General features: G+C 66.5%; 19 protein-coding genes. 11 read left to right on the top strand and 8 right to left on the bottom strand.

Annotation, left to right across the window (positions count from 1 at the left end):
• Positions 1 to 86 precede the first annotated feature (86 nt).
• The 7 genes from paoA (at position 87) to JAB1_RS08075 (ending at position 8,779) form a co-directional block, all read left to right on the top strand.
• On the top strand, positions 87 to 746 hold the full coding sequence (paoA, locus tag JAB1_RS08045; protein WP_070279413.1) for an aldehyde dehydrogenase iron-sulfur subunit PaoA: 660 nt from the start codon (positions 87 to 89) through the stop codon (positions 744 to 746).
• Entirely contained in the window at positions 743 to 1,702 is a 960-nt protein-coding gene (locus JAB1_RS08050; protein ID WP_070279414.1) for a xanthine dehydrogenase family protein subunit M, read from the top strand. The genes paoA and JAB1_RS08050 overlap by 4 nt, the downstream gene beginning before the upstream one ends.
• Before the next feature lie 4 nt (positions 1,703 to 1,706).
• Complete coding sequence (gene paoC / locus JAB1_RS08055; RefSeq protein WP_070279415.1) at positions 1,707 to 3,914, top strand: aldehyde oxidoreductase molybdenum-binding subunit PaoC; 2,208 nt, start codon at positions 1,707 to 1,709, stop codon at positions 3,912 to 3,914.
• 74 nt (positions 3,915 to 3,988) lie between these two features.
• Positions 3,989 to 4,708 carry an SIMPL domain-containing protein gene (locus tag JAB1_RS08060; RefSeq protein WP_070279416.1) on the top strand — a complete coding sequence of 240 codons (720 nt, stop codon included), beginning with the start codon at positions 3,989 to 3,991 and terminating at the stop codon, positions 4,706 to 4,708.
• A 108-nt stretch (positions 4,709 to 4,816) separates the two neighbouring features.
• Positions 4,817 to 5,335 carry a sigma-70 family RNA polymerase sigma factor gene (locus JAB1_RS08065; protein WP_070279417.1) on the top strand — a complete coding sequence of 173 codons (519 nt, stop codon included), beginning with the start codon at positions 4,817 to 4,819 and terminating at the stop codon, positions 5,333 to 5,335.
• Positions 5,332 to 6,309: a DUF4880 domain-containing protein gene (locus tag JAB1_RS08070; RefSeq protein ID WP_083299612.1), complete on the top strand. Its 978-nt coding sequence runs from the start codon at positions 5,332 to 5,334 to the stop codon at positions 6,307 to 6,309. Before JAB1_RS08065 ends, JAB1_RS08070 begins: the two co-directional genes overlap by 4 nt.
• Positions 6,310 to 6,403: 94 nt before the next feature.
• On the top strand, positions 6,404 to 8,779 hold the full coding sequence (locus JAB1_RS08075) for a TonB-dependent receptor (RefSeq protein WP_070279418.1): 2,376 nt from the start codon (positions 6,404 to 6,406) through the stop codon (positions 8,777 to 8,779).
• 48 nt (positions 8,780 to 8,827) lie between these two features.
• Here JAB1_RS08075 and JAB1_RS08080 read toward each other — a convergent pair whose 3' ends face one another.
• From JAB1_RS08080 to JAB1_RS08090, 3 genes are all read right to left on the bottom strand, one after another.
• Positions 8,828 to 11,248, bottom strand: coding sequence for a TonB-dependent receptor (locus tag JAB1_RS08080; RefSeq protein WP_254672005.1), 2,421 nt, complete (start codon positions 11,246 to 11,248; stop codon positions 8,828 to 8,830).
• Positions 11,249 to 11,310: 62 nt separating this feature from the next.
• Positions 11,311 to 12,279: a FecR domain-containing protein gene (locus tag JAB1_RS08085; protein ID WP_070279419.1), complete on the bottom strand. Its 969-nt coding sequence runs from the start codon at positions 12,277 to 12,279 to the stop codon at positions 11,311 to 11,313.
• 1 nt (position 12,280) lies between these two features.
• The gene (locus JAB1_RS08090; protein ID WP_070279846.1) at positions 12,281 to 12,793 is read right to left on the bottom strand and encodes a sigma-70 family RNA polymerase sigma factor; all 513 of its coding nucleotides are present in this window, start codon (positions 12,791 to 12,793) and stop codon (positions 12,281 to 12,283) included.
• 188 nt (positions 12,794 to 12,981) lie between these two features.
• Between JAB1_RS08090 and JAB1_RS08095 the strand changes: the two genes are divergently transcribed.
• On the top strand, positions 12,982 to 13,968 hold the full coding sequence (locus JAB1_RS08095; protein ID WP_070279420.1) for a magnesium and cobalt transport protein CorA: 987 nt from the start codon (positions 12,982 to 12,984) through the stop codon (positions 13,966 to 13,968).
• Between the two features lie 9 nt (positions 13,969 to 13,977).
• Here the strand turns inward: JAB1_RS08095 and JAB1_RS08100 are convergent, their stop codons facing one another.
• From JAB1_RS08100 to JAB1_RS08115, 4 genes are all read right to left on the bottom strand, one after another.
• A complete protein-coding gene (locus JAB1_RS08100) occupies positions 13,978 to 14,676 on the bottom strand; it encodes an alpha/beta hydrolase (RefSeq protein WP_070256403.1) in 699 nt (232 codons plus the stop codon).
• Positions 14,677 to 14,756: 80 nt separating this feature from the next.
• Entirely contained in the window at positions 14,757 to 15,824 is a 1,068-nt protein-coding gene (locus JAB1_RS08105; protein WP_070279421.1) for an alpha/beta hydrolase family protein, read from the bottom strand.
• A gap of 101 nt (positions 15,825 to 15,925) precedes the next feature.
• Entirely contained in the window at positions 15,926 to 16,771 is an 846-nt protein-coding gene (locus tag JAB1_RS08110) for a universal stress protein (RefSeq protein ID WP_070279422.1), read from the bottom strand.
• Positions 16,772 to 16,795: 24 nt separating this feature from the next.
• The gene (locus JAB1_RS08115) at positions 16,796 to 18,601 is read right to left on the bottom strand and encodes an alpha/beta fold hydrolase (RefSeq protein ID WP_083299615.1); all 1,806 of its coding nucleotides are present in this window, start codon (positions 18,599 to 18,601) and stop codon (positions 16,796 to 16,798) included.
• Positions 18,602 to 18,985: 384 nt separating this feature from the next.
• Between JAB1_RS08115 and JAB1_RS08120 the strand changes: the two genes are divergently transcribed.
• On the top strand, positions 18,986 to 19,225 hold the full coding sequence (locus JAB1_RS08120) for a hypothetical protein (RefSeq protein WP_139144482.1): 240 nt from the start codon (positions 18,986 to 18,988) through the stop codon (positions 19,223 to 19,225).
• On the opposite strand, the gene gcvA is transcribed toward JAB1_RS08120, so the two are convergent.
• Positions 19,222 to 20,124 carry a transcriptional regulator GcvA gene (gene gcvA / locus JAB1_RS08125; protein ID WP_070279424.1) on the bottom strand — a complete coding sequence of 301 codons (903 nt, stop codon included), beginning with the start codon at positions 20,122 to 20,124 and terminating at the stop codon, positions 19,222 to 19,224. The two genes, JAB1_RS08120 and gcvA, sit on opposite strands and share 4 nt — an antisense overlap.
• A gap of 123 nt (positions 20,125 to 20,247) precedes the next feature.
• Here gcvA and JAB1_RS08130 point away from each other — a divergent pair, with 123 nt between their 5' ends.
• Together JAB1_RS08130 and JAB1_RS08135 are read left to right on the top strand one after the other, a co-directional pair.
• Positions 20,248 to 21,651, top strand: coding sequence for an MFS transporter (locus JAB1_RS08130; RefSeq protein WP_070279425.1), 1,404 nt, complete (start codon positions 20,248 to 20,250; stop codon positions 21,649 to 21,651).
• Positions 21,648 to 22,271 (top strand): glutathione S-transferase family protein, encoded by a 624-nt coding sequence (locus JAB1_RS08135; RefSeq protein WP_070279426.1) that lies wholly within the window; start codon positions 21,648 to 21,650, stop codon positions 22,269 to 22,271. The genes JAB1_RS08130 and JAB1_RS08135 overlap by 4 nt, the downstream gene beginning before the upstream one ends.
• The last annotated feature ends 16 nt before the right edge of the window (positions 22,272 to 22,287 follow it).

The raw sequence follows: 22,287 nt of genomic DNA on the forward strand, positions 1-22,287 counted from the left end.
AGACGCGTAGGAATCCGGCAGTCAGACTGGTGTTTCGGGCATGCATGCGCCCACCCAGCCAGTCCACAGCCAGGAGGAAGCGCGAGATGACAGAGTGTAATCACATCAATGCCGGCAGGCGCGGTTTGCTGATCGCCGGCGCGCTGTCTGCCACGGCAGCGGCCGTGCCCGGCGTGGCGGGAGCGGCGGAAGCGGTGAATACGGCCACCCAGGCCGGTATTTCTCCGCCACCCGTCCTGATGCAAGTCAGCCTGGATGTCAATGGCCAGCGCCACAGCCTGGAACTCGACACGCGCACCACCTTGCTCGACGCCTTGCGCGAACAGCTGCACCTGACGGGCACCAAAAAGGGTTGCGACCACGGCCAGTGCGGCGCCTGTACCGTCATGCTCGATGGCCAGCGCATCAATGCCTGCTTGACTCTTGCTGTGATGCATGACGGGGCCAAGATCACCACCATCGAGGGACTGGGCACGCCCGACAAGCTGCACCCGATGCAAGCCGCCTTCGTCGTGCATGACGGTTATCAATGCGGCTACTGTACCCCGGGGCAGATCTGCTCGGCCGTTGCCGCGCTGTCAGAGATCCGGCAGGGCATCCCCAGCCACGTCAGCACCGACTTGAATGCGGCCCCGCAGGCGACGCCGGAAGAATTGCGCGAGCGTATGAGCGGCAATATCTGCCGCTGCGGCGCCTACTCCAACATCATCGAGGCCATCGCTGAAGTGGCGGGGAGGCCGGCATGAGAGTGTTCAGCTACCAGAAGGCCGCCACGCCGGCCGAAGCGGCGGCCGCCGCCCTGCACACGCCGGGCGCCCGCTTCATCGCGGGCGGCACGAATCTGCTCGATCTGATGAAACTGGAGATCGAAACGCCCACGCATTTGATCGACGTCAATGGCCTCGCGCTGGATAAAGTGGAAGAAACAAGGGACGGCGGCTTGCGCATCGGCGCCCTCGTGCGCAATACGGCCCTGGCAGCCCACGCCACCGTGCGGCGCGATTATGCCGTGCTGTCGCGCGCCTTGCTGGCCGGCGCCTCGGCGCAATTGCGCAACAAGGCGACGACGGCCGGCAACCTGCTGCAGCGCACGCGCTGCCCTTACTTTTATGATACGAACCAGGCTTGCAACAAGCGCCTGCCGGGCAGCGGCTGCTCGGCCATCGCCGGCTTCAGCCGGCCGCTGGCGATTCTGGGCGGCAGCGAGGCTTGCATCGCCACGCATCCCAGCGACATGGCCGTGGCCATGCGCGTGCTTGACGCTGCCATCGACACGGTGCGGGCCGATGGCGCCGTGCGCAGCATCCCCATCGCCGATTTCTACCGCTTGCCGGGCAACACGCCACAGCTGGAAACCGTGCTGCAGCCGGGCGAGCTGATCACCAGCGTGACCTTGCCCCGGCCCGCCGGCGGCACGCATGTCTACCGCAAGGTGCGCGACCGTGCCTCGTACGCGTTCGCGCTGGTGTCCGTGGCGGCCATCATCTTGCCCGATGGCACGGGCAGGCTGGCCCTGGGCGGCGTCGCGCCGCAGCCGTGGAGAATTTCTGGCGCCGAGCAGGCGATACCGAATGGCGCCACCGCCGTGGCCCGGCAGTTGCTGGCCGGCGCCAAACCGACTGACGACAACGCCTTCAAGGTGACCCTGGCGCAGCGCACGATTGCCGCGGTGCTGGCTGAAGCGCAAGCGAAGAAAGGCTAGGGCCATGAAATTCACGATACCTGCGACCACCAATCCCATCGACCAGCTGAAAGTCGTGGGCCGTCCCACGGACCGCATCGACGGCCCCCTGAAAACCACGGGCACGGCGCCGTACGCGTATGAACAGAACAAGGCCGCGCCGCATGCGGCCTATGGCCATGTCGTCGGCGCTGCGATAGCCAGGGGCAGCATCGCCTCCATCGATACCAGCGCCGCGCGGCGCGCGCCTGGCGTGCTGGCCGTGGTGACGGCGGAATCGGCGGGAAAATTAGGCAAAGGCAAGATGAACACGGCAAACCTGCTGGGCGGCCCCGACATTCAGCATTACCACCAGGCCATCGCGCTGGTGGTGGCGGAAACCTTCGAACAGGCCCGCTCGGCTGCGCAGTTGCTCGACGTCAAATATGTCGAGCAGAAGGGCGCCTTCGATTTGGCGAAAGCCAAGGGCACGGCGGCCAAGCCGAAGGACGGCAAGCCCGACAGCAAGACGGGCAACTTCGCCGGCGCCTTTGCCAATGCGCCAGTGCGCCTGGACGCCACCTATACGACGCCTGACCAGTCGCACGCCATGATGGAGCCGCACGCCTCGATTGCCGCCTGGGAGGGCGACAAGGTGACGCTGTGGACGGCGAACCAGATGGTGGACTGGGGCCGCGGCGACCTGGCCCGTACCTTGGGCATACCGAAAGACAAGGTGCGCATCGTTTCGCCCTACATCGGCGGTGGTTTCGGCGGCAAGCTGTTCGTGCGCGCGGAAGCCTTGCTGGCGGCCCTGGGGGCGCGCGCGGCGCAGCGTCCCGTCAAGGTGGCCCTGACGCGGCCCCTGATGTTCAACAACACGACGCACCGGCCCGCCACCATCCAGCGCCTGCGCATCGGCGCCACGCGCGATGGCAAGATCACGGCCATCGGCCATGAATCGTGGTCCGGCGACTTGAAAGGTGGCCAGCCGGAAACGGCCGTGATGCAGACGCGGCTGCTGTATGCGGGGCCGAACCGCATGACGGCCATGCGCCTGGCCGTGCTCGACTTGCCGGAAGGCAATGCCATGCGTGCGCCGGGCGAGGCGCCGGGGCTGATGGCGCTGGAAATTGCCATGGACGAGATGGCCGACAAGCTGAAAATGGATCCCATCGTTTTCCGCATCCTGAACGACACGAAAGTGGACCCGGAAAAGCCGAGCAGGCCGTTTTCCCAGCGCCGCCTGATCGACTGCCTGCGCACGGGCGCCGTGGAATTCGGCTGGAAGGAGAGATCAACGCAGCCGGGCCTGCGGCGTGACGGCCGCTGGCTCGTCGGCATGGGCGTTGCCGCCGCCTTCCGCAACAACCTCGTCATGAAGTCCGCCGCCCGCGTGCGCCTCGATGGCAATGGCGTGATCACGGTGGAAACGGACATGACGGACATCGGCACGGGCAGCTATACCATCATCGCGCAGACGGCGGCGGAAATGCTGGGCGTGACGTTGAACAAGGTGGTCGTGCGCCTGGGCGATTCGGATTTTCCCGTCTCGGCCGGTTCGGGCGGGCAATGGGGCGGCAACAGTTCCACGGCCGGCGTCTACGCGGCCTGCGTGCGCCTGCGCCAGGCCATCGCCGGCAAGCTGGGCTTCGATGAAAAAGAAGCGCGCTTTTCCGATGGGCAAGTGAGCCAGGGCGAGCGCAGCGTGCCGCTCGCGGCCGCCGCCTACCATGGCGATGTCGTCGCGGAAGACCATATGGAATACGGCGACCTCGATAAAAAATTCCAGCAATCGACGTTTGGCGCCCATTTCGTCGAAGTGGGGGTGGACAGCGACACGGGCGAAGTGCGCGTACGCCGCATGCTGGCCGTGTGCGCGGCCGGCCGCATCCTGAACCCGAAAGCGGCCCGCAGCCAGGTGATCGGCGCCATGACCATGGGCGTGGGCGCGGCCCTGATGGAAGAACTGGTGGTCGACCAGCGCCGCGGCTTCTTCGTCAACCACGACCTGGCCGGCTACGAAGTGCCCGTGCACGCCGACATCCCGCACCAGGACGTCATCTTCCTCGATGAAACGGACCCCATGTCCTCGCCCATGAAAGCCAAGGGCGTGGGCGAACTGGGCATCTGCGGCGTGGCGGCGGCCATCGCCAATGCCGTCTACAACGCCACCGGCGTGCGCGTGCGCGACTATCCGGTGACCCTGGACAAGCTGCTGGCGAAGTTGCCGGAATCGGCCCGTATTGCCTGAACGGGGCGGGCTATTGGTTTCTTGTATCTGCACTGCTATATTGTCGAAACATTATTCGATCGTATGGGAGAGGCATGAAGCGCACGCTGTTGCTGGTGGTGGGTCTGTTTAACTTGAATATGGCCGCCCAGGCCTCGTCCTTGCCCGATTACCCCTTTATTTTCCAGACAGGGACGGCGCAGGTGGAAGTGCCGCCGGACATGGCCGTCATGGAGATCACCGTTGCCAGCCGGGGCGCCGATGCGGCAAAGACGCTGGGCGTGGTCAATGCTGGTGCCGCGGAGGTCTTCCAGTTGCTGGGCAAGGTGAAAATAGCGCAAGCGGATATCCAGTCCTCCGAAATCATGCGCACGCTCGATTATTCCGGCAGGGAAAAACGCGATTCGCCGCCCATGTACGTCATCAACCGCAACCTGCGCGTCTGGGTACGGGACTTGGCGGCATGGACGCCACTGGTGTCGGAGCTGGCCGCCATGAAAAATATCACCCGGATGGACACGGAATTCAAGACCAGCGCGCACGACGCGCTGGTCGCCGAACTGGATTTGAAGGCTGCCAGGGATGCGGAGACGAAGGCGGCGCGCATTGCCAAATCGTTCAACCGGAAGATCGCGTCCGTCATGGCCATATCGGAAGTGTCGTTTCAATCGATCGAGCGCGCGCTGATGCGTTCGGGCAATGAGGGTTTCGCGCCGCCGCCCTTTATTCCTCCCACGGAGCCTTCGTCGGCCGTCCGCGCGCCGGGCAGCATCGCATTGGAGAAAAGCGTGAATGTCCTGTTCAAGCTGGAATAGGCGCAGCTGGCGGCATGGCAGGTCAATAAGCATAGCAAAATTGCGCGACATCTTCCGGTCTCTGCAATATAATGAGAATCATTATCATTAAAATCGCCGGATCCGCTCTTGCCTGCCTTGCCTTTCCCTTCGAATGACACGACCCTGGCCGCCAGCCTCTTCACGGGCCACCAGGGCTGGCTGCTGCAGCGCTTGCTGTTGCGCTTGCGTAACCGGGCCGAGGCGGAAGATGTCACTTCTGAAACGTTTCTGCGCGTATTGCATGCGGGGCGCCTGGCCGCCATCCGCGAGCCGCGCGCGTATCTCACGACGGTGGCGAAAAGCATCTTGCTGCAGCAATGGCGGCGGCGCGATATCGAGCAGGCGTACATCGACACCCTGGCGCAGCTGCCGGACGCCGTCCAGCCGTCGCCGGAAGAGCGTGCCGTGCTGCTCGAAGCGCTGGAGCGCCTGTCGCGCGCCCTCGATACCTTGTCCAGCAAGGCGCGCAGCGCTTTCCTGATGAGCCAGCTCGATGGCCTCACGTATGCGCAGATCGCTGTTGAACTGGGCGTGTCGGCCAGCATGGTGCGCCAGTACATGGCGCAAGGCTTGCGCTGCTGCCTGGCTGCGGCGGATGCGGCATGAGCATGTCCCCTGCGGTACAGGATGCGGCCATCGGCTGGCTGGTCGAGCTTAGCTCGGGCGAGGCGGACGAGGGCCAGCGCCAGGCCTTCGTCCGTTGGCTGGCCGCCGATGCGCGCCATGCGGCCGCATGGCATACTCTGGGACGCGCCGTCGAGCATAGCGTCGGCCCGCTGCAGGCGGCGGGCGGGGCGGGGACCGTCGGGCAAACCCTGGCGCGTGCCGCGCAACACGACAACAAGCGGCGCCAGCTGCTGCAGGGTGCCCTGTGTCTGGCGGGCGCGGCATTTGGCGGCGCCTGGCTGCTGCGCGGTAGCCCGTTTTTGCCGGACTGGAGCGCGGACCTGCATACGGCCACGGCCAGGCGGGGCCGCTTTGCGCTGACCGACGGCAGCGTGCTGACCTTGGATGCCCGTTCCTCTGCCGACACGGACGTTACCCATGAACACCGGAAAGTCACCTTGCGCCAGGGACAGCTGCTGGCCCGCGTGGCACAGCCGGCAAGCGCCCATCCCTTCCTGCTGCGCAGCACGCATGGCACGGTGACGGCGCAGGGCGGCGCACTGATGTTGCGGCGCGAAGCGCTGGGCACCGTCGCGCTGGCCGTGCAGGGCGACCTCGAAGTGCGCCCGGCCGGCAAAGGCCTGGCGCGCGTGCTGCGCCAGGGCCAGGCGGCGCGGTTTGACGAGGACCGCCTCACCATGTTGCCCGGCATGGCGGCAGGGCAGGCGACAGCGTGGGAGCAGGGCATGCTGCTGGCCATCGACCAGCCGCTGGGCGAAGTGGTGGCGGCCTTGCGTCCCTACCGCCACGGCTATATCGACATCACGCCGGCGGTCGCGGCGCTGCGCGTGTCTGGCAATTACTCGCTCGACGACAGCGGTGCCACCTTGCTGGCGCTGGCCGAAACCCTGCCCGTGACCTTGCGCCAGGGCCCCGGCGGCTGGTGGACGGGGCTTGATCTGAAGGCAAGCTGAAATATTTTTGCTCCAGCACTGTCACTTTTGGCGCGTCGCGGCTCATACCTGGTGTAGCCCCACTTTTCCTTCACCACCACGATAGAGTCCCAGCATGCCACCATTGTTGATGCGCCAGATTCCCCTGGCTGTAATGTTACTTTCCTGCGCCGTGCCTGCCGTCCTGGCGCAGACGCCATCGGTCCAGATCGCGCCAGCCACCGTGCGCTATGATGTGCCGGCCCAGCCCCTGAACGCCAGCCTGATCGCCATTGCCAGCCGTGGCGGCGTGCGCATCTCCATCGATGCGGACCTGGCGCGCGGCGTCAGCGGGGCGGCCGTGCAGGGCGATTTCACGCCGGAGCAAGCCTTGCGCCGCGCCTTGCAGGGCACGCAGCTGGCCTTGGTCAAGACCGGTAGCGGCGTCTATACGGTACAAGCAGCCGCACCACAAGCTTCCGCCGCCCAGCCGGAAGCGACCATGCCGGAAGTAATCATCACCACCAATTACCTGGGCCAGGTGACGGAAGACACGGGCTCGTACACGACGGGCGCCGTCAGCACGGCGAACCGCCTGGTGCTGTCGCCGCGCGAGACGCCGCACGCGGTCAGCGTCGTCACGCGCCAGCAGATGGACGATTTCGGCCTGGTGCAGCTGAGTGAAGTGCTCAGCCACACGCCCGGCGTGTACGTGCAGCACATCGACAGCGAGCGCACGATCTATTATGCGCGCGGTTTTTCGCTCGACAATTTCAGCTACGACGGCTTGCCGTGGACGCGCGACGCCTCGCTGAACCTGGGCGAATCCCTGGCCAACATGGATCTGTACGACCGGGTCGAGGTGCTGAAAGGCGCGAATGCGCTGATGAGCGGTGCCGGCACGCCGGGCGCCACCGTCAACCTGATCCGCAAGAAGCCCACGCGCGAACTGCGCGCGCTGGCCGACCTGTCGGCCGGATCGTGGAGCAATTACCGCGGCATGGTCGATGTGGGTGGCCCCCTGAACGACAGCGGCAGCGTGCGTGCGCGCGCCGTGGCCTCGTACCAGGACAAGCATTCCTTTGTCGACCGCTACCAGCGCCGCTCCGAACTGGCGTATGGCACGCTGGAAGCGGATCTGTCGCCGCGCACTTTGCTGACCGTGGGCGCCGACTATCAGCACACGGTGCCGCGCAATAGCGACTGGGGTGGCGCGCCCCTGTTCGACGCGGACGGCAAGCGCTTCACCATGCCCCGTTCGTTCAACGGCGCGCCCACCTGGAGCACGCAGCAGACAGAAGCCAAATCCGTCTTCGCTTCGCTCGAACACACGTTTGACAATGGCTGGCTGGCCAATTTGCGCCTGATCCACCAGGCCAATGCGCTGTATGCGCCCGTCGCCTACCTTGACGGCTTCCCGAAGGCGGACGGCAGCGGCACGTCCGTCACGGCGCGCCAGTACAACAGCGACGCCACCAGCAATGGCCTGGACATGTACGCCAAGGGCCCGTTCACCCTGCTGGGCCGCACGCATGAGCTGGTGGTGGGCGCGAACGCCTACCGCAAGCAGTCGGACGACGTCTTCAGCCCGTATTCCTTCATCAAGGTCGACAATATTTATACCTACCGGGGCATCGTGGCTGAGCCAAAATGGGAGCTGGACACGGCCCGCGAAGTCATCCGCCAGAAGGCCGTGTATGCGACGGGCCGTTTTTCGCTGCCGCAGGGCGTGCACGTGATTGTGGGCGGGCGCCTGTCGTCCTACGTCAATCCCACGGCCGACATCGACGAGTCGTCGATCTTCACGCCGTATGCGGGCCTGACCTGGGATTTTGCGCCGGATCTGACGGCGTTTGCCAGCTACAGCGATATCTTCAGTCCGCAAAACAGCCGCGACGTCGACAACAGGACCCTGGACCCGATGCTGGGCAAGAATATCGAGGCGGGCGTGAAGGGCGTGTTCCTGAATGGCCGTCTGAACGCCAGCGCGGCCGCCTTCGAGGTGCGCCAGGATAACTACGCGGAATACGTTGACGCGGTCAACAAGGTGACGGGCATGGATGCCTACCGCGCCATCGACGGCGTGCGTTCGCGCGGCGTGGAACTGGAAGTGTCGGGCCAGCTCATGCCGGGCTGGCAGTTGCAGGCCGGCTACACGCACAAGATCGCGCGCGACGCCAGCGGCAAGGTCAACACGCTGGCGCCGGAAGACCAGCTCAGCCTGTACAGCACCTGGCAGCCGATGCCGCGCCTGACGGTGGGCGGCGGCGCCCGCTGGCAATCGCACACCTGGCAGAAAACCCGGGCCGTGCGCGGCGGCACCACCACCGTGCACCAGGGCTCGTATGCCGTCTTCGACGCCATGGCGCGCTACCAGATCTCCGACCGCCTGGCCGTGTCGCTCAACCTCAATAATCTGGGCGACCGCACTTACTACGGCATCAGCACGGGCCGCCGGGTCAGCTATGGCGATCCGCGCAATGCGATGCTGAGCTTGAGTTACCGCTATTGATGCGTAGTCAGCGCAGACCGGGCGCATGCCGCCCGGCCTGCATGCGCATCAGAAGCGGTAGGTCAACGTCCCCCTGACACTGCGCGGCACGCCATACGTACCTTGCGCATAGGTGTTGATGTTGATGTATTTCTTGTCCAGCGCATTCTCCACGTTCAGCTGGGCTGTCAGCTGGCGCGACAGCTGGTACGTGGCCATCAGGCTCACCGTGCTGTAGGCTTCCTGCGTCACTCTTTCCTTGCCGTCCGGGCCTTCGTCGTCAAAGTAGAACTTGCTTTGCCAGTTGACGCCGCCGCCCACGGTGAGGTCGGGGCGTACTTTCCACGTGGTAAATAATCGCGCCGTCGAGCGCGGAGACAGGGTGTTGATGTCTTGCTGCTCGCGGTCCCTGGCGCGGAAGTGGCTGGCGCTGGCCGTCACGTTCCAGCCCGGCGCCAAACGGCCCGACAATTCCCCCTCGATGCCGCGGCTGGTGGCGCCCCGTGCCGCATAATACGCTTGCGTGGTGGTGCCGGGAATCCTGTGCGCGCCGTCCGGCTGGGCCAGCTTGTCCTGCTTGATTTCAAAGATGCCGATGGAACCGTTGGCCCGGCCCCCGGCCAGTTCGCCCTTCAAGCCCACTTCCATGCTTTGCCCCGTCAGCGGGTCCAGCCAGGCGCCCGCGCGATCCTGGTTTTCCTGCGGGCGGAAGATGTCCGTGTAGCTGGCATATGCCGAATACGTCTCATTGAGATCGATCACCACGCCCGCGTAGGGCACGAACTTGCTCTTGGCGAAGGCAAAGCGGGCGCTGCCGTCAAAGCCGATGCGGTCCTTGTCCCAGCGCGTCAAACGCCCGCCGAGGATCAGCTTGGTGTGCTCGGCAAGATTCAGGCGCGCCGCGCCGTAGGCGCCATATTGCTTGGTCGTGTATTTTTCCGACAGCACGAGTTCGCCCCAGGCCGGCTGCGGGTAGCTGCCATCCCAGGCGAGGAAATTGCCGATCGGTTCAGGGTCGAGCGCTTCCTTGACGCTGAAGTCGGCGTGCTGCAGCGTGTAGTTGGCGCCGACGATGACTTCATGCTGGCGTCCGCCCAGGGTAAATGGGCCGGACAGCTTCACGTCGGCGCTGCTCTGGTCGCGCGCGCCGATGTAGCGGTTCGGATAGCCGAGCATGCCCAGGCCCGTGATGCGGTCCGGCCGCTCGGCCAGGAATACCAGCGGAGTGTCTTCCGTATGCTTGCTGTACATGGCTTGCGCCTGCGCTTTCCAACCCTGGCCCAGCGCATGTTCCAGCGTGGCGTGCACATTCGTCTGTTCCGTGGCCCAGGCGGCCCAGCGGGGCGCCGTCGTGACGGAACGGTCGAAATCGGTGCGCGAGCCGTCGCTGTACCACAGGGGGAAGCCGCCCCAGTTGCTGCCTTTCGGGTCGTTCTTCTGGTAGCTGGCGCCCAGCATGGCCACGGTGCCTGGCGCCAGGTCCGCCTCGACGGTGGCGTAGACGAGTTGGCGCTGGTTCGAATAGCCATTGGTAAACGACTTGCGGTCTTGCCAGGCGCCCGCCACCCGGCCGCGCACGGAGCCGTCCCCGTTCAGCGGCGTGGCCAGGTCGAGCGTGCCACGGTAATCGCTCCACGAGCCGGCCGCCAGCGACCATTGCCCTTCGAATTGCCTGGCGCTGGCCCGCTTGCGCACCAGGTTGATCGAGGCGGACGGGTAGCCGGCGCCCGTCAGCAAGCCCGTGGCGCCGCGCGTCACCTCCACGCGGTCGTAGATCAGCGAATCCATTTCCGATTCGCCGCCCGAATACTGCACCTTATAGGCGGTGGGCACGCCGTCGTACTGGAAGTTGTCGACGTCGAAGCCGCGCGCGGAAAACGTGCTGCGCTCCGTGTCGAACTGGTTGACGGCGATGCCGGGCGTATTGCGCAGCACGTCGCGCACCGTCAGCAAGTCCTGGTCGTCCATGCGCTGGCGCGTGATGACGCTGACCGATTGCGGCGTCTCGCGCAGTGACAGCACCAGGCCCGTGGCGCTGGCCGTGGCCGGCGTCGTGTACGAGCCCGTGCCTTCCGTGCTCGTGCTGCGCTCGGCCGTGGCGCGCACGGCGATGCCGGGCAGGGTGGCCGCGTCGGCCGCCGATGGCAGCCTGCGCACGGCGTAGTGGCCACCGCCCTGGTCGACAGCGTATAGGCCGCTGCCATCGAGCAGGCGGGCGAAACCGTCGGCCACCTGATAGTTGCCGTTCAAGCCGCGGCTGTTCAAGCCCGCATACAGGCTGGCGGCGCCGGAAATGCTGACTCCGGCGTCGGCCGCAAACGCGGACAGGACGGCACCGAGGGGGCCGGCGGCCACCTGGTAGTGGCGCGCGGGCGCCTGCTGCGGGTGCTGCTGGGCGGATGCGGGCGCGCTCAAGGCCAGGCTGCCCAGCAGGGCCAGGGTGATGCTGGTGTGGCGGTAGTGCTTCATTGCTTGTTTCCCTTCGTTCATGTGTTGGTCCTGTGTGGATTGACGGGGCACATGACGGAAAGGGACATTGTTCTCAAAAATTTTTATGCGGGCTGGACGGAAATCCACCAACGGCTGTGGCGCCTTACGCGGATGGGCAGCGACGCTTGCAGCAGAGCCAGCAGGGCGTCCGTGTCGCGCAGCTGGTACACGCCCGACACCCTCAGCCGCGCCACGGCCGGATCGCAGCGCACCACGCCGCGGCGGTAGCGGGCCAGCTGCGCCAGCACCTGGTCCAGCGGCGTGTCGTCCGCGTACAGCAGGCCCTTGAGCCACGCGGACGCATGCTGCGCCAGCGGCTGCGGCGCGCCGGCGGCCGTTTCATCGAAACTGGCTTGCCAGCCCGCCTGCACGATGACGGGCTGGCCTTCGGCGGGCCGCACTTCCACGGCGCCCTGCGAAACGGCCACGTGAGTACGCGCGCCCAGCAGACGGTCCTCCTGGCGCACCGTGAAGCGCGTGCCGAGGGCGCGGATGCTGCCGTTGCTGGTGCGCACGATGAAGGGACGCCCGAGGGGATCGGGGCTGGTCGCCACGTGTATCTCTCCGCCGCGCAGGTGCACCAGGCGCAGCGCGTCGCTGAAAACGATGTCGGCGGCGCTGGCCGTATTCAGGCTCAGGCCGCTGCCGTCGGCCAGGGTGAGGTGGCGGATTTCGCCTGTCGCCGTGCGCAGCTCGGCCGTCCAGGCTTGCCATGGCGCCACGCGCAGCATGGCCCAGCCGGCTGGGCCGGCGACGATCAGCACGGCCAGGGTCTTCAGGATGGCGCGGCGCTGCGCGCGGGCCGGGCGGTCCAGCACTTGCCTGGACAAGGGCATGGCCAGCGGCGATGGCAGCATGCCAAAGGTGCGGCACACTTGCTCGGCGCGCTGCCACGCCGTTTCATGGTCGGGGTGGGCGGCGCGCCAGCGGGCCAGCCCCAGTTGCGCGGCAGCGTCCAGTTCGCCGCCTTGCAGGCGCATCATCCAGTGCGCCGCTTCGCGCGCGGCGCGCGCATCGAGGGCCGCGCTCATGTCAGGCCAGCAGCAGGATGCATTGTTCGAACGCCTGCACCATGTAGCGCTTGACGGTGCGCTCGCTGACCTTCAGGCGCGCGGCGATGTCCGCATACGCCATGCCTTCCAGCTGCGACAGCAGGAAGGCCGTGCGCACCTTTGCCCCCAGGCCGTCGAGCATGGCGTCGATCTGGTGCAGGGTTTCCAGGATCAGCATTCGGTCTTCCGCCGACGGCGTGACGGGGGCGGGCAGCTGCGCCAGGGTGGCCAGCCATGCCTGTTCCAGCGACTGGCGGCGGTAATGGTCGATCAGCAGGCGGCGCGCCACGGTGGTCAGGTAGGCGCGCGGCTCGCGCAGGGTGACGGCGCGCTCGCCGGGCGTGGCCAGCAGCTTGACGAAGGTATCCTGCGCCAGGTCGGCCGCGTGATCCGTACAGGACAGTTTGCCGCGCAGCCAGCGCAGCAGCCACGGATGGTGCTGGCCATACAGCAGTGCGACAGGATCGGCGGCGGGGGATACGGCAGACGTCAAGATACACTCCAGGTTGGCGCTGAAGTTCCCCCAGGCCGCCGGCAAGTGCAGGTTCTTCTTGAATGCGAATGGTTCTCATTTTACATTGGCGTGCCTGAATGTCAATGCGGCAGCCGGATTGGCATGGCAATCATGCTCTTTCCGCTATACTGGCCCCCCGGCACTGCCGCCATTCTTTGAAAATCATCATGGACTTGAGTACCCACGCCGCCGTCGTCAATGGCGAAGCCTATCGCGATGGCAGGAAGATCGCCCATTTCGATATCGACAAGGTGGGCGACTTCCTCGGCGATCCCGATTGTTTCGTGTGGATCGGCCTGGCCGGCCCCGACGTCACGGCCATGCAGGCGCTGCAAACGGCTTTCGGCTTGCACGAACTGGCCGTCGAGGATGCGCAGGGCGCGCACGAGCGGCCCAAGCTGGAAGAGTACGGCGACACCCTGTTCATGGTGATGCACACGGCCACCCTGGACGGCGAGGCCATCGTCTATGGCGAAACCCACGTCTTTCTCGGCCCCCGCTTCATCATCACGGTGCGCCACGGCGCCTCTGCCGGCTATGCGAAGTTGCGCGAGCGCAAGGAAAGCGTGCCCGAGAAGCTGGCCAGCGGCCCTGGCTACGTGCTGTATTCCATCATCGATTTCATCGTCGACCAGTACCAGCCCTGCATCGACCATTTGCAGGCCCGCTTCCAGCACCATGAGCTGCAGCTGTTCAAGCCCAGCTTGAGCGAAGACAAGCTGCAGGATTTCTATCAGCTCAAGACGGAACTGCTGAAGCTCGACGCGGCCGTCAATCCCCTGCATGACATCTGCACCCAGCTGATCCGTTTCCATGGCGATATCGTGCCCAAGGAAAACCGCATCTATTACCGCGACATTCTCGACCACGTCAAACGGGTCACGCACACGGCGGGGCAGATGCGCGAACTGGTCAATTCGGCCATGCAGGTGGCGCTGGGGCAAATTTCGATCCGCCAGAACGAGGTCGTCAAGCGCCTCGCCGCCTGGGCCGCCATCCTGGCCGTGCCCACCATGGTCTTCAGCCTGTACGGCATGAACTTCGAATTCATGCCGGAACTGAAGTGGCGCGGCAGCTATCCGGCCGTGATCGTCGTCATCATCGCCGGCTGCTGGTGGCTGCACCGGCGCCTGAAGCGCGAAGGCTGGCTGTAGCCGGCAAACTTACGCTGCGGCCAGCGCGCTTGCCGCCTCCAGTATCAGCGCCGCCACTTCCACGGGGCGCGAGGCCAGCGAGGCGTGGCTGGCGTTGAGCGTGATGACTTTGCGCGCTTGCAGGCGCGCGGCCATGCGCTCCTGGTTGACGGGGGCAATCATGCGGTCGGCAGTGGAAATCTGGTACCAGCTGGGTTTATGCTTCCAGGCCGGGTCGCTGACGGTGTCGCCGAAGGTGCTGGCCAGCGGCGCTTTCTGCACCACGCCCAGCACGGCGCCTTCTTCCGCGTCGAGGTCCTGGCAAAAGCTGTCATGGTATTGCCCGGGCTTGACCCACAGGTAGCCGTCGCTGTCGCCTTCCAGATTGGCCGCGCCGATGGGCGGGTGTTCCTGCGTGATGCTGCCCGGGCTTTCGCCCGCGTCAGGCGCGAAGGCGGCGATGTACACGAGGCCGACCACATTCGGCGCATTGCCGGCCACGCTGATGACGGCGCCGCCGTAGGAGTGTCCTACCAGTAATACCGGGCCATCGACCTGCGCCACCATCTTGCGCGTGCGTTCGGCGTCGTCGGCCAGCGACGTCAGGGGCAGTTCGACGGCGCGGATGGCCGTGTGGCCCTGGCGCCGCAATTCGAGGATGACGCGGCTCCAGTGGGCGGCGCCGCCCCAGAAACCGTGGACGAGGACGATGGTGGCTTGCTGGCTCATGCGGAACTCCTTGTGGTGTAGGAAAACAGCGTAGGCCGCGCGCGTGCCTCAAGGCAAGCGCGCGGCGGGCAGGTGCACGCTCATTGTAGACCTTCCCAGCGCATGGCCTCGATGGCGCCGACCACCGTGCTCTCGTATTCGATGAAGAAATCGCTGTGGAAGCCGTTGCGTATCACCAGATGGCTGCTGCCGGGCAGGGCGGCGGCCAGGCGGTCGCCGTCGGCCAGGCGCAGCGGGCGGATAAAGTCCAGCAGCGCTTGCGCGTCGGCCCGGCTGGCGGGATCGGCTTGCAGCAGCCATGGAAACAGGTTGCGCAAGGTGCCGGGATCGACGGTGATGACGAGTGCCGGCGCGCGCACGCGGCGGTAGTCGGGCGAAAAATTGTGCGCGGCCATGTCCATGGCCCTGGCGATGGCGGGCGGGGTATTCGGCCGCACGGTGCCGCCGGGCAGCACGTCCAGGGCGTCGCGCCAGTTCTCTTCCAGCGCCGGCCACCATTGTTTGTTGATCCGCCTGGCATAGGCGATCGAGGCGTCCAGCGATGCCATGTCGGCCGGGCCAGGTTGCGGTTCGTCGAAGGGCGTGGACTGGGGTTCCTCATAGCCGCCGCTGGCCAGGTAATCGAAGGTCGTGTCCAGATACACGAGTCCCCGCACGCGCTGCGGGTGCCTGCCGGCGAACAGGGTCAGCTCGTTGCCGGCGATGGAGTGGCCGGCCAGGATGATGCGCGGCACCTTCAGTGCGTCCAGCACGGCCAGCAGGTCGGCCACCAGGGTGGCGGGGGCATACGTCATATCGTTGGCGTCGTTGACGGGCAGCGGCTTGCTGGAAGCGCCATAGCCGCGCCGCGTGACGGCCAGCACGCGGTGGCGGCGCGCCAGCGCGGGGGCCAGGCTGTCGAAGGCGTGCGCATTGGCGCCCAGACCTGCCAGCAGGACGATGACATCGGCCTCGCTGTCGGTCGCGCTGCGCCAGTCGCGCACGTACAGGCTGACGCCGGGGGCGACGCCGATCTGCCGGTCGATCACCGCCGCGGCGCGCGGCCCGCTGCCGCCGCCGCAGGCGGCCAGGCCCGCCAGCGCGCCCATGCCGAACAGCAGGCGCCTGCGGGCGTGGAAATGGGGGATGGCATCGGTGGGTCTGGTCATGCGGTACTCCTTGCTGGACGGGGACATGGCCAGTATCGGCGCCGCGCATGAAGTACAGCTGAGGGGCGGGTGAAGGAAGGCTGAAGTACCCGCCGGCCGCGCTAGTGCGACACCAGCACCGGCAACGTCGCCTCCTGCAGCACGGTGCGGGTGACGCCGCCCAGCAGCGCTTCGCGCAGGCGCATGTGGCCGTAGCAGCCCATCACGACCAGGTCGCAGCGCCGCTGCGCGGCCATGGCCAGCAGGGCCGCGCCCACGTCCTGGCCCGGCGGCGTGTCGTGCTGCAGCACCTCGACGTTGACGCCGTGGCGCGCCAGGTACAGGGCCAGGTCGGCACCCGGCTGCTCGCCGTGCGCGGCCGCCTGGGCGTGCGAATTGACGACGGCCAGGGTGACTTGCCGCGCCCCTTGCAGCAGCGGCAGCGCATCGGTGATGGCGCGCAGCGCTTCGGCGCTGCCGTTCCAGGCCAGCAGCGGATGCTGCGCGATGCCCGCTGGCGCGGCGCAAGGCGCGTGCGGCACCATCAGCACGGGCCGGCCGCAATGCAGCATCAGGTATTCGGCCGTGCCGGCGATGACGCGCGACGGCGTATCCTGCGCATCCGTCTGGCCCAGGATCAGCAAGTCGCAATAGCGCGCCTGCAGCAGCAGCGCGCCTTGCGCGTCGTCGTCGACGAAGCGCGTTTCGTAGGCGCCCAGGCCTTCCTCGCGGGCGATGCGCTCGAAGTCGTGCAGCGCCTCGCTGGCCTGGGTGCGCAGCGCCTGCATCTGCGCCGGCGCAAACTGCAGCGCGTTCACGCCGCCGCCATACGCGTAGCGCGAGATGCCGCTCATGGCCGAACCGATCAGGTGGGCCCCTTCGGCGACGGCCAGGCGCACGGCCAGGCGGATGCGCTGGGCGCAGTGGCGGGAATTGTCGATGTGGACCAGCAGGGTCGTATAGGGCATGGCGTTTTCCTCGGTTGTCGGTTGTCAGGTCTGCAGCACGTAGCTGCCCGGTGCATCGCCCAGGGCAGGCCCCATGGCCGGTGGCGCCACTTGCGCGCCCGCGCGTTCTTCCAGCCACGCTTGCCAGGCGGGCCACCACGAACCGTCATGGTGCGGCACGTCGCGCTGCCAGCTGTCCGCGTCGACATAGGGCGCATCGTGGCCGTGCGTGGCCAGCTGGTAGCTGCGGCTCGGCTGGCCCGGCGGCGAGACCACGCCCGCATTGTGGCCGCCCGAAGTGAGCAAAAAGGTGACGTCCGTGTCGGTCAGCAGCTGCAGTTTGTACACGGAGCGCCACGGCGCCACGTGGTCCGTCAGGGTGCCGACGGCAAAGATCGGCGCGTCGATGTCGCGCAGGGCGATGTGGCGGCCCGCCGTGCGGTAGCGGCCTTCGGCCAGGTCGTTGTGCAGGAACAGGCGGCGCAGGTATTCCGCATGCATGCGGCAGGGCATGCGCGTGGCGTCCCCGTTCCAGGCCATCAGGTCGCTGTACTGCTCGTCCTGTCCCAGCAGGTAGTGGTTCAAGCGGCGCGACCAGACCAGGTCGTTCGAGCGCAGCAGCTGGAAGGCGCCCGCCATCTGCTTGGTATCGAGGTAGCCCTGCTTCCACATGGCCGCTTCCAGGAAGCTGACCTGGCTATCGTCGATGAACAGCGACAGTTCGCCCGGCTCCTTGAAGTCGACCTGCGAGGCCAGCATGGTGAGGCTGGCCAGGCGCGTATCGCCGTCGCGCGCCATCGTCGCGGCGGTGATCGCCAGCAGGGTGCCGCCCAGGCAGTAGCCGGCCGCATGCACCTGCGGCGCGCCCGTGATGCGGGCAACGGCGTCGAGCGCATCCATCACGCCCAGCTGCCGGTAGTCTTCCAGCGACAACTCGCGGTCTTCTTCCTGCGGGTTTTTCCAGGAAATCATGAACACCGTGTGGCCCTGGCCCACCAGGTAGCGCACCAGCGAATTGTGCGGCGACAGGTCGAGAATATAGAACTTCATGATCCAGGCGGGCACGAACAGCAGCGGCGTCGCATGCACCTTGGCGGTGGTGGGAGCGTACTGTATCAATTCGATCAAGTCATTGCGGTAGACCACCTTGCCCGGCGTGACGGCCAGGTTCTGGCCCACCTTGTAGCGGTGCGCATCGGGTGCATGCGCTCCCATGGCGGCGCGCTGCCAGTCGCCGGCCGCGTGGGCCATGCCGCGCGCCAGGCTGGCGCCGCCGCTGTCGAGGACCGCTTGCTGCACCACGGGATTGGTCAGCAGGAAGTTCGACGGCGCCAGCATGTCGAGCCACTGGCGCACGGTGAACGTGACGACATCTTCGTGGTGCGGCGAGACGCCGCGCACGCCCGTGGTGGCGCGGTGCCACCATTGCTGCTGCAGCAAGAAGCCCTGATAGACGAGGTTGTACGGCCAGCGCCGCCAGGCAGGGTCGTCGAAGCGCCGGTCCTGCGGCAGCGGCGCGATGCACGGCGGCTCAGTGGCGCTGCCGGCCAGCGCCGATTGCAGCGCGTACTGCTGCCAGCGGCCGATCTTCTTCCACGCTTCCTGCAGCAGGGTTTGCTGCTTCGATGGCGCCAGCGCCAGGTGGCTGAGCCAGTCGGCGTAGGCGTTGCCCAGCGCGGCAGGCGAAATGCCGCCCGTGAACTTGCCCAGCCAGGCGCTCAGCACCAGGTCCAGGGTGGCGCCTTCCGGCGCACTTTCCGGATAGTCGGGCACTGGTACGCCTTGCCAGGCGCTGCCCAGGCGCTCATGTTCAATGTTGTGTTCCGCGTCGCTCGGCTGCGTCTTGCTCATCCAGGGCTCCTGTCATTTTTTTACAGGGTAGCAAGAGCTTGTTCAAAAAATTATGATCTACATCAAGTTTGGCCGGATGCGTGCGGCAGGCGGCTTGCCACCTGGATGGCAGTTCGAATAAAAGCCATTTAAACGAATATTGCGATTAAAATGATTATATTGAATTTTAATCCATACGGGTTCGGGCATGGATGGCGTGAAAAGCTTGCTGTGAAGCATTTTTCACTATGACAGGACATATTTCCTCCATCGTTCCGCCTGTCGAGGAATAAGAAAAACGATTTTTTCGTGAATTTATTTGTTGTATTTGATAAATTTATGTAGCAAGATGTAGTTAAGCAAGAAGTGAAGCAAGATCGCTCACGGTGGATAGAGGAGATGGACATGCATACGAAAATGTCGGCAAGCGGCAGCGAAGAGGCGGGCAAGGGCTATCCACACGGGGCAGGCGCGGGTGCCGACAATGCGTCCGTGCGGCGCCTGAAGGCGATCGGCTACCTGGCCCTGTTGCTGGCCATATTGCCCGCCGCAACGTGCATCGCCATGGGGCGCGCCGGCGTACCGGCGCCGTTCAGCACCGCCTGCGGCGTGGTGTCGTGCGTCGCCGCAGGCCATGCGCTCTAGTACACTGCCTGCGCTTCCTCGCAGATCCATGCCATGAATGCCTGCACGGCGGGGCGCGTAGCCGCGTCGGGCCGCGCCACCAGGTAGTAGGCAAAGCGCGCGGGCCAGGGCAAGTCCAGCACTTGCACCAGGCGCCCGGCGGCGATTTCCTCCTGCGCGTACAGCTGCGGCACCAGGGCCAGGCCCTGGCCCGCCTCGGCTGCGCGTATCAATAGAAAGTCATCTTCGAAGGCCGAGCCGCGCCGCGCCCGCGCCGCATCCGTGCTGTCGTCCGGGGCGCCATGCGCGGCCAGCCACAATGGCCAGTCGGCGCGGTCCGTATCGTGCAGCAGCGGGTAGCGCAGGCAATCGGCCGGCGTGGCGATGGGCGGCTGGCCCGCCATCAGGGATGGACTGGCGACGGGCACCAGCACGGGCGCCATCAATCGCGTCACCTGCAAGCCCGGATAGTCGCCCAGGCCGTGGCGCAAGGCCACGTCGACCCGGTCGCGGCGCAGGTCGACCAGCGCGGATGTCGCTTCCACGCGCACCTCGATATGCGGATGGCGCTGGTTGAAGCGGCCCAGGCGCGGCACCAGCCACGCGGCGGCAAAGGTGGCGACCGTGCTGACGGTCAGCGTCTGGCGCGCGCCCATGTCTTCCAGCGCCTGGCTGGCGCCGGCGATTTGCGCGAAGGCGCCCAGCAGGGCGGGGTGGACCATGGCGCCCGCCTCGGTCAGGCGCAAGCCCTGGCGTTCGCGCGTAAACAGGGGCATGCCGACCCGCTCTTCCAGCAGGCGGATCTGCTGGCTGACGGCGCCGGACGTCACGTGCAGCGCCTCGGCTGCCGCCTTGATGCTGCCGCGCTGGCCCACTTCGACAAAGGCGCGCAGCGCCTGGAGCGGTAAAGGATGCTTCATCGATATAGTTTTTCTATAGTTGTACGCGAAAAATCATCGTTTCAGTTTCGCTCTGGAAAAACGCATTATAGGGGCATGCGGCGTTCTTTTGACGTCGAGTAAAACTATATCGATAGGATCTCCATGTTACTTTCACATCGGCAACTTTGCCTGGTGTTGCTGTGCACCACGCAATTCGTTGCCTTGCTCGATTTTTCCATCACCATGATTCCCTTGCCGCAAATCCAGCAGAGTCTGGGCTTTACGCCCGGCGGGCTGCAATGGGTGATCAATGCGTATGGCGTGGCCATCGCCGGCTTCCTGCTGCTGGGCGGGCGCGCGGCCGACATGTTTGGCCGCCGCCGCGTCTTCATCGCGGGGCTGCTGCTGTTCACGGCCGCCTCGCTGCTCGGTGGTTTTTCGCACAGCCCGGCCATGCTGGTGGCCACGCGCGCGCTGCAGGGCTTCGGCGCCGCCATGTTTTCGCCGGCTGCGTTCTCCCTGCTGCTGGCCGTGTTTCCCGAGCCGGCGCAGCGCAACCGGGCGCTGGGTGCCTGGACGGCGGTGGCGGCCAGCGGCTTTGTCGCGGGACTGATCCTGGGCGGCTTCATCACGGATATGCTGGGCTGGCGCTGGGTGCTGTGGATTAACGTGCCCGTCGGCTTGCTGGTGCTGGCCCTGTCGCCGGCCTTGCCCCTGGGCCGGCCCGATGCGGATAGCGCTGCCGCTGGCGGCGCGCTCGATGTGTGGGGTGCGCTGCTGGTGGCGTCGGGCGCGGCGACGCTGGTGTTTGCCTTTGCCAATAGCGAGCATGTGGGACTGGCGCATCCGCTCACGTTTGCCCTGGTCGCGCTGGCGCTGGCCCTGCTGGCGCTGTTCGTCTGGGTGGAGGGACGCGTGGCCGCGCCGCTGATGCCGCTGGCCGTCTTCCTGCGCCGCTCCACGGGCGGCGCGAATATCGTCTCCCTGCTGGCCAACACGGCCCTGGGTCCCACCTTTGTCGTCGTGGCGCTGGCCATGCAGGAAGTGCTGGGCTTCAGCGCCACGCGCACGGGGCTGGGACTGCTGCCCATGGCCGCCGCCTTTACCGTGGCCAGCGCGTGGGCCGGGCCGGCATTGATCGCCCGCTGCGGCACCAAGCCCGTCATCGTCGGCGGCATGCTGCTGTTCATCGGCGGGCTGGCCATGCTGGGCAGTTCGCTGGCCACGCTGGCTGCCTGGGGCGCCTCCATCCTGCCCGGTACCGTACTGGCCGGCATCGGCTACGGCCTGGCGTTTCCCGCCTGGACGGTGGCCGGCATCGATGGCGTGCCGGAAGCGGACCATGGCCTGGCGGGCGGCATGCTGACCACCACGCAGGAGGTCGGGTCCGCCGTGGGCCTGGCCGTGGGCGTGGCTGTCAGCATCGCCGTGCTGGCCGGCGGCGGCACGGCTGCGCAAGGCTACAGCAGCGCCATCCTCGTTTCCGCCTGCCTGGTCGTGGCGGGCCTGGCGTGCGCCATCGCCATCCTGCCCGGCAAGGCCGCACGCCAGGAGGCGGCGCCATGATGGAGCTCTACACCGACAGCTCGCCGAACGGTTTCAAAGCCACGATTGCGCTGGCCGAACTGGGCTTGCCATACCGGCTGCGCCATGTGCGCATCGAGCAGGGCGAACACCGGCTGCCCGCTTTCCTGGCCCTCAATCCGCACGGGCGCATTCCCGTGCTGGTCGACCACGAGACGGGCATCACCGTGTTCGAGTCGGCCGCCATATTGCTGTACCTGGCCGAGAAAACGGGGCGGCTGCTGCCGAAGGCTCCCGCGCAGCGCTGGGCCGCCATCACCTGGCTGCAATTCCACGCGGCCAGCATGGGGCCGATGCTGGGCCAGCGCGTGCATTTCGAGATCGCAGGCGGAGGCGCGAATGCGGCCGCCACGGCGCACTTTCGCCAGCTGTGCGACGCCGCCCTGGCCACCATGGATGGCCGCCTGGCGGACAACGCCTACCTGGCCGGCGACGGCTATTCCATCGCCGACATCGCCAGCTTCGGCTGGCTGCATATCGCCCGCATCGTCGGCTTCGAACTCGATGACTGGCCGCACGTGGCCGCCTGGTACGCCCGCGTGGCTGCCCGTCCGGCCGTGCAGCTGGGCATCTCCATTCCCGCGCCCGCCACGGGCGCCTGATTTTGATCAAGGAACA

The sequence above is a fragment of the Janthinobacterium sp. MP5059B genome (genome assembly GCF_001758645.1).
Lineage (GTDB): Bacteria > Pseudomonadota > Gammaproteobacteria > Burkholderiales > Burkholderiaceae_D > Janthinobacterium > Janthinobacterium lividum.

Coding starts and splice junctions, on each gene's coding strand:
- paoA (WP_070279413.1), top strand. CDS start 87: ATGACAGAGTGTAATCACATCAATGCCGGCAGGCGCGGTTTGCTGATC.
- JAB1_RS08050 (WP_070279414.1), top strand. CDS start 743: ATGAGAGTGTTCAGCTACCAGAAGGCCGCCACGCCGGCCGAAGCGGCG.
- paoC (WP_070279415.1), top strand. CDS start 1,707: ATGAAATTCACGATACCTGCGACCACCAATCCCATCGACCAGCTGAAA.
- JAB1_RS08060 (WP_070279416.1), top strand. CDS start 3,989: ATGAAGCGCACGCTGTTGCTGGTGGTGGGTCTGTTTAACTTGAATATG.
- JAB1_RS08070 (WP_083299612.1), top strand. CDS start 5,332: ATGAGCATGTCCCCTGCGGTACAGGATGCGGCCATCGGCTGGCTGGTC.
- JAB1_RS08075 (WP_070279418.1), top strand. CDS start 6,404: ATGCCACCATTGTTGATGCGCCAGATTCCCCTGGCTGTAATGTTACTT.
- JAB1_RS08080 (WP_254672005.1), bottom strand. CDS start 11,248: ATGAACGAAGGGAAACAAGCAATGAAGCACTACCGCCACACCAGCATC.
- JAB1_RS08085 (WP_070279419.1), bottom strand. CDS start 12,279: ATGAGCGCGGCCCTCGATGCGCGCGCCGCGCGCGAAGCGGCGCACTGG.
- JAB1_RS08095 (WP_070279420.1), top strand. CDS start 12,982: ATGGACTTGAGTACCCACGCCGCCGTCGTCAATGGCGAAGCCTATCGC.
- JAB1_RS08100 (WP_070256403.1), bottom strand. CDS start 14,676: ATGAGCCAGCAAGCCACCATCGTCCTCGTCCACGGTTTCTGGGGCGGC.
- JAB1_RS08105 (WP_070279421.1), bottom strand. CDS start 15,824: ATGACCAGACCCACCGATGCCATCCCCCATTTCCACGCCCGCAGGCGC.
- JAB1_RS08110 (WP_070279422.1), bottom strand. CDS start 16,771: ATGCCCTATACGACCCTGCTGGTCCACATCGACAATTCCCGCCACTGC.
- JAB1_RS08115 (WP_083299615.1), bottom strand. CDS start 18,601: ATGAGCAAGACGCAGCCGAGCGACGCGGAACACAACATTGAACATGAG.
- JAB1_RS08120 (WP_139144482.1), top strand. CDS start 18,986: ATGCATACGAAAATGTCGGCAAGCGGCAGCGAAGAGGCGGGCAAGGGC.
- gcvA (WP_070279424.1), bottom strand. CDS start 20,124: ATGAAGCATCCTTTACCGCTCCAGGCGCTGCGCGCCTTTGTCGAAGTG.
- JAB1_RS08130 (WP_070279425.1), top strand. CDS start 20,248: ATGTTACTTTCACATCGGCAACTTTGCCTGGTGTTGCTGTGCACCACG.
- JAB1_RS08135 (WP_070279426.1), top strand. CDS start 21,648: ATGATGGAGCTCTACACCGACAGCTCGCCGAACGGTTTCAAAGCCACG.